Consider the following 11,117-nt stretch of genomic DNA (forward strand, 5'->3'; position numbering starts at 1 on the left):
TCATATAACAACTCCAAGTAAATTAGCAAATTACTAAACAGGACTTCTTATATCGTATTTGGCCGTCTGTCAACTACAGGCAGACATTTTATTACCACTAGAGCCTCTTGCAAAAGTGGCTCAGATGCTTTACTTCATCTCGTCACCCGCTGCAGATCAATAAATTGCTCTGCAGGCAATGGTTTACTAAAAAGATATCCCTGATAGAAGTTACAGCCCAAGCTGTGCAAGCAAGCACGTTGCTCCTCCCGCTCAACTCCCTCGGCTAGGAGCTTAAAGCCTAGGCTCTTTCCCATTTGCACAATGGTCGTGACAATTTTTACATCTTTGGCACCATCAGGCAGATCGTCTACAAAGGATTTATCCACCTTAAGCAGGTTCAGCGGGAAGTGTTTCAAATAGGCCAGCGAGGAGTATCCGGTGCCAAAGTCATCCAACGCCAATTGTACTCCCAAGCCCCGCAGGTCGTTTAGAAGTGCTATGGTTTCCTCTTCGTGTTGCATCAGAGCCGATTCGGTCAGCTCCAGCTCCAACAACTCAGGCGGATAGCCTGTTGCCTCCAGCGTCTGCTTTACCAGCGTCACCAATCCAGGTTGGTGAACCTGGGTTGGTGAGAGATTGACGGCCAGTGTGATGGGAGGAAGTCCTTGATCAAGCCACTGCCGTCCCTGCAGGCATGTCTGGCGCAGAATCCACGCACCCATCTGGATAATACAGCCGATCTCCTCGGCCAGCGGGATGAAGCGTATTGGTGAAACAAGACCCAGCACGGGGTTCTGCCACCGCATAAGCGCCTCTGCACCAATAATCCGCCCTGTGCCAGCATCTACTTGGGGCTGGTAGTAGACACGCAACTCTTCTTTCTCTACAGCCCGCCGTAGATAGTTACCTAGATTGACCCGCTCCCGAGCCTTTTCCGTCATTTCGTCATGGTAGTAAGCAAAGCGTCCGCGTCCCTGCTGTTTGGCCTGAAACAGGGCGGCATCGGCCTGCTGTAGTAGCTCTGTGGCAGTCTGACCATGATCCGGAAAGAGAGCAATGCCGATACTGACCCCGGTCTGTAGCTCAATGCCGGTATCAAGCTGGAACGGCTGCTGTAGCAACGCAAGGATGTCTTCAGCGATCAACGGTACAATCTCCGGCTGATCCAGTTCCTCCAGCAGCACAATGAATTCGTCACCTCCTAGGCGGCCCACCAGATCGCTGGAACGCAGCCGATCCCGCAGCCGTCTGGCAACAAGACGCAAGAGGGCATCTCCGGTTAGATGGCCGAAGCTGTCGTTAATATCCTTGAAGTTATCAAGGTCAAGACAGAGCAGGGCAACTGATTTCTCTCTACGTCGTGCCAGATCAATGGCTTGGCTCAAGTGGTTGCCGGACATCCGACGATTGGGCAAGTCAGTCAGGGGATCGTGCCATTCAAGGTAGTCAATCTGCTGCTGAGACTCTTTAACTCCACTGATATCGCTGAATACAGCAATATAGCGGCTGATCTCTCCCAGAGGTTCCTTGACCGCCGTGATGGAGAGCAGCTCAGGGTATATCTCACCATCCTTGCGTCGATTCCATATTTCCCCCTGCCAGCGGCCGATCTCCAGTAGGGAGCGCCACATAGTCTGATAAAAGGAGCGATCATGGCGGCCTGATTTTAGTAGACGCGGGTTTTGTCCCAAGAGTTCATCAGGTTGGTAGCCGGTAATCTCGCAGAAAGCGCGGTTGACGGAGATGATCCTTCCTTGGGTGTCCGTAACGCTGATCCCTTCACTGCTGTTGTCAAAGACCGTTGCAGCCAGCTCAAGCTGTTGCCGGTTAAGTAGATCAACTCTGTCCTGCTCAGCGACATCCAGGGCATAGGCCAGATCCTGCACCAGCTCATCAAGCAGCAGTTGTTCTGCCGTGTGGGTCAGGAGCTGGGAGTCTGTAGTATACAGAACCAGCAGGACAGGCATTGCCTGTGAAGGGTGAATCAGGTAAGAGGCAGCTGCACAAAAATTACACTCAGTCTGAAAGACATCGCATCCGCACCAAGAGTGCTCTTCTGCTGCTGTTGCACACAGGTCAGCAATACGGGGGACGATTATACGATTATTGGCAGGCGGGGGAATACTGCCGAGTTGCTGCAACCGTTCAAGGGAAACACCGGCTGACAGTGCCGGGAAAAATCTTCCCGCACCATCAGGCAGTCCAATCCAGGCGATATTAAAACTCTGATCTGCAACTAGAGTGGTACAGACCACCTGCAGCAGTTCCCTTGGTTCAACACGGTGTACCATCTGCTGATTTAGCTCCGAAAGGATGCGATAGAGTCGGGTCAGTCGTCCATTTTCCTGCTCAAGCTGTTTCTCCTTGGTCACTATCCTTCCAGACCCGACCGTTCCGATCAGCTGCCCGTGCTGATCAAAGAGCGGTGCCTTGTAGACATCCAGGTGCAAAAACTCGCTGCGGACATTGCCATACTCGTCAAAACGGCGAGCACAACGGTCTGTTAATACGACTTCATCAGAGTTAACGCATAGTTCACCAAAGGTATGCCAGTCATGGCGATCAGGATGCGACTCTCTTTCCCGTAAAGCAAAAAAGAGGTCATTTTTTCCAATAGGTTCCTGCGTATCATTTGCCATAAGTAAATTGTTGCACATTGCCTCGTTGGCAAATAGGTACACACCGTTTGTATCTTTGGCCCAGACCAAATCAGGCACGTTGTCAGAAATGATTTGCAATAACCGGCTAGAAGCCTGCTGTTGTTCCAGGGTAATTTGCAGTTCCTGCCCCAACTGCTGGCGTTCTGCGATCTCCTGTTCCAGTAAACGAGCCTGTTGATGCATATATTCCATTTGTCGAGAAAGCTGCTGCTGCTGCTGATCCAGATTGCTTACCATCCGGTTACAGCTTGTAGCTAGCAGCTTCACCTCCTGCGGTGCCGTTTCCATCGGCGCAAACAGGCGATCATCCCCCTCTTTTGTGGCAAGCTGTTCTAGGTGATCGCCAAATTTTTCCAGTGGACTGGTAACTGAACGGAGGGCTAGCCAGAAAAACGCCATACCGACCAATCCAACCATGGTGGTTATTAATAGAAACATGGCCGTAGCACGCCTTGCAGGTGCAAACGCCTCGTATTCTGGTATGTTGGACGCTAGGATCCAGGGGGCGTGCGTAATCTGCCTGAAACTGGATACCGCTGCCAGCCCGCGGGAGTTGACAGTTCTGCCGGTTCCCTCCCATCCGGTCAGAGCTTTGTCAAACAGTCTGTTTGCCCCTGGTGGTACATCCTGTTGCATGATACGTCTGGGGTCGGGATGCACCAGCATGGTGCGATCTTTGGCATATAGGTATAGGTAGCCACCGGTGCCGATACGGTGGCGAGCTATGGAGCCAATGACGTTGTCACCATCAAGGCGCAGCCCACCGGAGAGGATACCAACTACCCGACCGGTTTGATCTCGTACTGGGGCAGAAATCTGCACCACCGGGTGGTTGGAGGACTTGGTGGAGCGGAACGGCGTCGAAATGACAGAGCCATTTGCAGTGATCGCCTGTCTAAAAACGGGGTGCGCTGAAAAATCAAAGATGGTACGGTTTGGTTGGGGTGGCGTTTCGGCAATTAAATAGCCATCAGTGTCCAGTACCGCCAGGCCGTTGTCAAAGATATGGGTAATACCGGCCCGGTTTTCTAAAAAACGAAGTGCTGCTGTCCGGTTGTGTAATGCCTCAGGTGTCATAACTCCGGCAACCCCGGCAAGTTGCTTTTGAGCCAGTGAAAGCTTGCCGTCAATTTCAGTCTGAATGGCAGTCAACAGGGTTGCCTGCTGGGTCTCTATCTGGGAAGTCATGTTCCAACGGAAAAACGGCAGCATAACGGCTATAATGCTGATCAGCAGACAAAGCCCGCATACCAGCATCAAGAGGGCTAGACGCCCCCGAATTCCCATATTTCTAAGCCGTTCAGACGATTGTGTCATGCTAATGGCTCCAGTATGCCTTGTGCAGTAAAGAGTAGTAGTACGCCAAATCCCGCACACCCACGGATTGCCCGGCAGTGCCTAGGGGCGTGCTGATGGCATGACAATCAAGGTGTGCTAGGCCGACATCAACTTCTGTAGTATTCGTCCTTGTCTCATTGATCGTAATTGCAAAGTTGCTCCTGCCATCAAAGCCTCAACCGCTCTTTGAGTGTTTTCAGGCTGTTTAATGCCTGATCAAAATCAAACCGTTTCAGAGCCTCTGACAGTGACGTCATATCGCTATATCCCTGCAGTAGATGATGCGCAGCAAGCTTTTTTACCTGTTGGCGAGCCTGTACACTCTGCTGCTGTATCAGTCGTTCCAGTTTTTCAATCTGTTGGTCAAGCTCAACCGGGAATGTATAAACAGCACCTGTGGCTTCAGCAATCTCGGTTTTTGCCACACCAGTCTCACATTCTCCATTATTTTCCCGGTAGTGTTCAGGAAACAGTTCTTTCAGCAGGGCAACGAGTTTGTTGAGATCGAGCGGTTTTGGTAGAAAACCATCAAAACCGACAGCAAGCAGGTGGTCGCGGGTGTGGTTAAGCGCATGGGCAGTCAGGGCAATGATCGGGATATGACCACCACGTTCCTGCTCTATCTCCCTTATGGCGACAAGCGCCCCTTCTCCACTCATGACAGGCATCTGAATATCCATCAGAATCAGATCAAATGAACCGTTACGGATCTGCTCAACGGCAGCTTTGCCATCCTCTACCTCGCATGTCTGATGACCGAGCTTTCTTAGTAGCCTGACCATAAGCAGACGATTAATGGCATTATCTTCTGCCACCAGCACCTTCAAGGGGGCGTGTGCCTGATCCGCCAGAACAGCTACTCTATCAACCTCTAATACACTTGTACTCTCTGTTATCTGGAAGGGGAGAGTGATCTGGAAGGTTGAACCGACTCCTTCGCTGCTTTCAACCTCGACGCCCCCCCCCATCAGCTCCGCAAGGCGGGAAACGATGGTCAAGCCCAGCCCGGTGCCCCCAAATCTGCGAGTAGTGGAGTAGTCTGCCTGGGTAAACGGGTCAAAGATTGTTTTCAATGCCTGGGGATTGATACCGATGCCGGTATCGGTGATGCTGATCCTGAACAGCGCACTGGTGTCATGGCGTTCAAGGCAGGCTGCAGTCAGTGTAATGCCACCCCGCGAGGTGAATTTAATGGCGTTACCCAGGATATTGAGCAGTATCTGCTTCAGTCGGAGCTGGTCGCCAACCAGCAAATCCGGCAGCTCAGCGGGTATATTTGAGGTAAAGGTAAGCCCCTTTTTATAGATTAACCCAATCTGGGTTTTGACAAGATCGCTGATGCAGCGGCGCAGGCTGAATTCTGACTGTTCCAGTTCAATTTTGCCGGCTTCGACTTTAGAGAGATCAAGGATGTCGTTGATCAGGGAGAGCAAATTGTCCGATGACTCCGAGATGGCGTCCAGGTATTCCTTCTGCTCTCCGGTCAATTCGGTATACTCAAGAAGCTGCTGCATGCCGATAATGCCGTTCATCGGGGTGCGGATCTCATGGCTCATGTTGGCGAGGAATTCGCTCTTGGCAATATTGGCAGCGTCGGCAGCGTCTTTGGCTTCAACCAGAGAGCACTCCAGCTCCTTACGTTCTGTTATGTCATATGCCAGATAGACACTGGCCTGGTAATTCCCATCAGAGTCAAAAATCGGGGAGGTTGAGACAATATAGTGCCCGCCAAATCGTTCAATGGGCAGATCAGCGACATGCCCCTGCATATCTTGCAGCGTCCTGGCCTGAGGGCAGTAATCAGGAGGACAATCGGCGTTATCAATACAGGCCATGCAGCTTGAGGCAAGGGCCTCGCTTCGTGTCATCTGCAGCTTTTGCAGGGCGGCCTTGTTGATCTGCCGTATCCGGTACTCACGATCGATGATCATGAGCGGATCTGGTATCGCATCAAAGGTAGCACTCCACTCATCTGCTCTTCGCTGGATCTCGTCGGCTGCCTGTTTGAGCCGGGTAATGTCCTGGAGTGTGCCCATCAGATAGTCAATCCGTCCGGACGAATCAAAATGTGGCTGGCCGCGCAATTCGCACCATTTTGTCACACCGCTTTGCGCACCGTGTACCTGAACCTGGATGGCAAATGATTCGCCGGTAGTACGTGAACGCTGCAGATGCTCCAGTACCAAGCTGCGCGATTCCGGTAGATAGCAATCAAGCGCTGTTTCCAGATCCGGTTTGTAATGCTGCGGCAATTCAATAATCGTATAGACCCCCTCAGTCCAGAGCAACCTGTTGTTTGCCGGATCAGCGCGCCAACCGCCGATCTGCCCCACCTGCTGGCTCTGGCTCAGGAAAAACTCACGTTCCTGGGCCTCCTCCAAAAGACGGAGGTTCTCCCTTTCTATTTGCTGCTGATCCTCCAGCATAGAGAGCGCACTTTTGCGCATACGGTCTGATTCAGCCAGCAGACGTTCGGCTTCGGCCTTTGAACGGCACAGTTCCTCTTCTGCATGTATCCGTTCAGTTAAATCCCGACTAACTCCGAACAGGGCCGGCTGTCCGTTCCATTGGCCGAGTACCATACGGGTCTCTACCGGGATCAGGCTGCCATCCGCACGCTGCAGAGGAACCGGACAAAAGTCGTTACTCCCCGCCAGCATTTCGCTGACATCTTTGGAAGCCTCTTTGCGGCGTTCCGGTGGATGAACCGTCAGCACGTTCCGCCCTACGAGGTCAGCCTCACAGTAGCCGAGGCGTTTGATGACTGTGCTGTTAACATGCTGGATATTACCTTCCGCATCAAGCACAAACAGAAAATCGTCAATGGTGTCAAACATGCCACGAAAATTGGCTTCATTGTGTTGAGATTCTTCACGCGTGCGGAGCAGTTCTTCCTTGTCCTTCCGATGAGCGGCCAGTTCGCGCATCAGGTTGAGGGTATTGGCGGAAAGTATGGAGTAAATTGACAGGATGATATTGATCAGGGCGCGTGTGGCTTCCTCTACCTGCTCTTTTGCATGGCTTTTTGCGGATTCAAGCGACAGCCCCTCCATACGCGACAGTACGACATAGGCCAGATAACGATCGCTTTCCAGAATATGGGACGCCAGCCAGCGGGCAAGAAAGCCGAGCGTTTCTTCGGCTACCGACGCTAGCGGCACCGAATCCCGAGAGGTCTTCAGGCGTAGAACCTCCTCGGTAAAACTGTTATGGAGAGCACAGTGCGCAGCTTCGGCGGCATCACTGGCAAGATGCTCCCGCCAGATCGCTTCCTCGCTGTCAAAGTGATAGACTGCATAATCGGCCAGTTCGTCAAAGATCCGATCAATCACTTCGGCACCGGTGCCAAAGGCAACATTGCTTGCCAGCAGGTTAAGCAACTCCACCAACCGCCGATGCTGCTGATCAACAAGGGGCAGACCGGTGTTGAAATTGTCATCCCATGGGAAGATGTCGATCTTTTTGTCCTGTGTTTCGTTTAATCTCTGGATGCCGTTCATGGCTTCACCTCTTCAGAGGCTGCACTGCCATAGCGTGGCGGTTCATGCAGCCGGGCCAGCAGTTCGTTGATCTGACCTTTCAGCTCGATGATCCGTTCCTCTCGCCCCAGCATCACCTCCTGCCAGCGGCGCAACTCCTCCAATTGGTCTGCTCTCTCCTTTTCGGCCTTCCTGCGTTCGGTGATGTCCTGTGCAAAGCCAACCGTACCAATGACTTTACCGTCAACCACAACCGGTGATTTGAAGGTTTCAATCCAGCTACGCCCGGCATCGGTTTCAAGCGGCTCTTCTACATGCTTGCTATGTCCTGAAGCCAACACCTCCCGATCGTCGGCACGATAGGCCTGGGCAAGATCATGGGGCCAGATATCCAGATCGCTAAGCCCCAGCAGTTCATCTACAGAGGCCCGGTTGCAGGCCTTGGCATACGGACGGTTGACGGCCAGAAGACGGCTCTCTGTATCTTTTAACCAGACAAGGCAGGGGAAGTTGTCCAGCAGCGCCCGCTGGTACTGTTCGCGCAACTTCAGTTCATAGTTAATCCGTTTCTGCTCGGTAATATCATCATAAACTCCCAGCACTCCGATGACATTGCCCTCGCTGTCTCGTAACGGCACCTTGGAAGTGCGCAACCAGATTTGCCTGCCATCAGGGGTGGTTTGTGGTTCCTCGAAGTTCACCCGTGATACGCCGGTTTCCATAATCATCTGGTCATCAGAGCGATAAAGTTCAGCCTGTTCAGCCCATCCCATCTCAAAATCATCCCTCCCGATCAGTTCGTCCGGGTCAGACTTACCGGCATCAATTGCAAAGAGGAGGTTACAACCAAGATAGCGCAAACTTGTATCCTTCCAGAAGATTCGAACCGGCGCCGTATGGATCACAGTTTGCAGCAGTGAGATCGCCTGGTTACGCTCTGTTTCATGGCGCTGGCGCTCGGTAATGTCTTCAAACGTCCAAACGCTCCCTTTTGCGGGATGTTCCGGATAAAGCGCCATTCCCTGAAGCCTGATCCAGATGAGGCTGCCATCCTTGCGGCGCATCTGAAGCTCGGTGTGGTAAGTTAAACCAGAGGAAAGCAGAGGGTAGGCATCACTACCCAGCTGTTCATATGACTCTGTAGTAGGGTAAAGTTTCCTTGTATCGACATCCTGAAGTTCTAATGGCTCATAGCCGAACATCCTGCACATCGCCGGGTTCACCCAGAGCACGGTACGTTTTTTTACCTTGGCAATACCGATCACCGAAGCATCAAGGACTGCTCCCTGCTCTCTGCTCTTTTCTTTGATGATCAGTCTCAGTTTCCGGTTGATCATCATAACAAGCAGGGCAAGCAGTAGTGATGCGGCACCTGCGATGCCAACGACAACCAGCCAGCGAGGAATCTCCTGCTGCTGCGTCAACTCCACGCCGAGCCATTTGTGAGAGATTGTGGTGAGTACGCCCCCCTCTCGGGCATGTCGCACCCCCTTGGCTAAAATGCCATGCAGCACGATGTTCTCTTTTTTCAAAGCCATGCAGTTTTTGCCAATATAGAGCGGCTCACCAACTTTTTTAAGTTTGTCGCTCAGATTTTTGCTGAAGAGGTGGTACAGAATGATCTGTTCATCACCGATCAGGGTGTCGGCCTGTCCGGAAATCACGGCATCAGCAGCTTGGGCAAAGGAGTCAACCGGCACCAAGGTAAAATCAATCCCTTTTGACTCCAGAAAATCTTTTGCATAATCACCGCGTTGAATGGCAATCCGCTTCCCTTTCAGGTCATCCAGTCTGCTGATGTCAGGTCGTTCATGCAGGACGAAAATGGATGCCGGCACATCAAAAATCGGATCGGTAAAAGCAAATTTTTCGGCACGCTTATCGCTGTAGAAGAGGCTGGTGATGACATCGGCCTTGCCACTCAGAACCGCCTCCTGTGCTGCTGCAAAGGTCATGTTGGTAAAAATCACCTTGATCCCGAACTCTGTCGAGAGCCAGCGTGCCAGTTCAACGCTCATCCCATCCATGGTGCCATTCTCTTGCTGCGCCTCGAAAGGTGGGTAGTTTGTCTGACTGACAAAGGTAATCGGGCCGTGCGCTTTCAGATAAATCAACTCTTCAGGAGTAAGAAGCTGTCGTTCGTACGCTGCATTGACAAGTGCAGGTAGCAGCAGGCCCAGGATGAGTAGGGGGAGCACAACAAGAGAAGATAGTGGAGAAATAGATCGCCTGAGACGGTTCTTCTTCGACATATCAGTCTGTGATAGATAGTTCATATTGTCAGCTCCCTGTAATAAATATACCAGACTCTGTGAAAGAGTTTTCTTACATTTGCTTGCAGTTGGGGCTGGACAGAGTTTTGTGTGTGGGTTGAGGTCAGATCAGATCCAGTGTGCAGAGAAAGACGTAGCCTATGTTTCGTCTGGCTTTGATCGGCAGTGTTGCGGCAGGATCTGTTCTAGCCACTTTTGCACGCAGGCGGGTGATCAGTACTTCGAGGCGAGCCTTGCCAAACCGGTCGTTTGGCTGGCAGAGTGCAGCAAAGATTTCCTGATAACAGACATTTTTGCCGGGGTTGGCGAGGAGTAGCTGCAGCAAAAGAGATTCGTGCGATGTGAGCAGTAAAGCAGAGCCGTTGGGAGTGTGCAATGTTGATGCTGATTCAGCAAAACGCCACGGCAGAATAGTGTAGAGCTTTGCATCCCTCCGGATTCCAGCCTGTATGCCAGGGGAATGACGCTGAACGATTTGGGCATGCTCGATCTGGTTTTTAACTCTTAGTTTGACAAGATCAATAGCGAGCGGCTTGGTGAGATAATCAATTCCCCCAGCCTCCAATCCCTTTGTCTCATTGGCCCGGCCGGTCATTGCGGTTAGAAAGATAACCGGAATATGCGCAAGGGCTGCATCTGATTTTATAATCCTGCAGACCTCAATTCCGCTGATGTCAGGCATCATGATGTCAAGCAGGATCAGGTCGGGGTGGATATCCTTGACCAACTCCAGCGCTTTGTAGCCACCTGTGGCCGCAAACAGCTCATAGTCGACCTCCAAAGCAGTTGCCAATACTGCAAGATTGGCCGGTTCATCGTCTACAATAAGTATGCGGGCTTTATCAAGTTTCACGAACACCCCAGTTTTTTTAGAATGCTACCACGTCGTCTTCAAATTGGACTTATTATATCTTATTTGACTTGTAGTCAATAATTGTCTGGTTTGTTTGTAAAATTTCACATCAGAAGGCACACGCAATTTTTTCTGACCGTTGCCACAGCCCCCTGTTCAACCCAGATTCCCATTGAGGTACGAGACACTCGTGATATCAAAGCAGATATCGGTAAGCTCAACATTTTTCAATGCCGATTGACTTTTGCAAGAGGCACACTAGTATAGAGTACACATCTTATGTCAAATTTTAAACTCACTACTTCTTACACACCCAGCGGTGACCAGCCCCAGGCGATTGATGAACTGGTGGCCGGGATCGAACGGGGAGACAAACATCAGGTACTGCTGGGGGTAACCGGCTCTGGCAAGACCTTTACCGTGGCCAATGTCATCGCCCGCACCGGCCGGCCAGCCCTGGTGCTGGCACCTAACAAGACCCTGGCTGCCCAGCTCTACGGTGAGTTCAAGGAACTGTTCCCGGACAACGCCG

Annotated in this window: 5 protein-coding genes; 1 reads left to right on the plus strand and 4 read right to left on the minus strand. The window is 51.8% G+C overall.

Annotated elements, in window-relative coordinates:
* Nucleotides 1–134: 134 nt before the first annotated feature.
* From OEL57_RS09525 to OEL57_RS16925, 4 genes are all read right to left on the minus strand, one after another.
* Nucleotides 135–3,959 carry an EAL domain-containing protein gene (locus OEL57_RS09525; RefSeq protein ID WP_300740002.1) on the minus strand — a complete coding sequence of 1,275 codons (3,825 nt, stop codon included), beginning with the start codon at nucleotides 3,957–3,959 and terminating at the stop codon, nucleotides 135–137.
* A gap of 188 nt (nucleotides 3,960–4,147) precedes the next feature.
* Nucleotides 4,148–7,480 (minus strand): bacteriohemerythrin, encoded by a 3,333-nt coding sequence (locus tag OEL57_RS09530; protein ID WP_300740004.1) that lies wholly within the window; start codon nucleotides 7,478–7,480, stop codon nucleotides 4,148–4,150.
* Nucleotides 7,477–9,735 (minus strand): PAS domain-containing protein, encoded by a 2,259-nt coding sequence (locus OEL57_RS09535; RefSeq protein WP_300740006.1) that lies wholly within the window; start codon nucleotides 9,733–9,735, stop codon nucleotides 7,477–7,479. The genes OEL57_RS09530 and OEL57_RS09535 overlap by 4 nt, the downstream gene beginning before the upstream one ends.
* Before the next feature lie 100 nt (nucleotides 9,736–9,835).
* Nucleotides 9,836–10,585: a response regulator transcription factor gene (locus OEL57_RS16925; protein ID WP_300740008.1), complete on the minus strand. Its 750-nt coding sequence runs from the start codon at nucleotides 10,583–10,585 to the stop codon at nucleotides 9,836–9,838.
* A gap of 279 nt (nucleotides 10,586–10,864) precedes the next feature.
* Between OEL57_RS16925 and OEL57_RS09545 the strand changes: the two genes are divergently transcribed.
* A partial coding sequence (locus tag OEL57_RS09545) for a DEAD/DEAH box helicase family protein (RefSeq protein WP_300740010.1) occupies nucleotides 10,865–11,117 on the plus strand: 253 nt, incomplete at its 3' end.

This window comes from Trichlorobacter sp., assembly GCF_030247655.1.
Lineage (GTDB): Bacteria > Desulfobacterota > Desulfuromonadia > Geobacterales > Pseudopelobacteraceae > Trichlorobacter.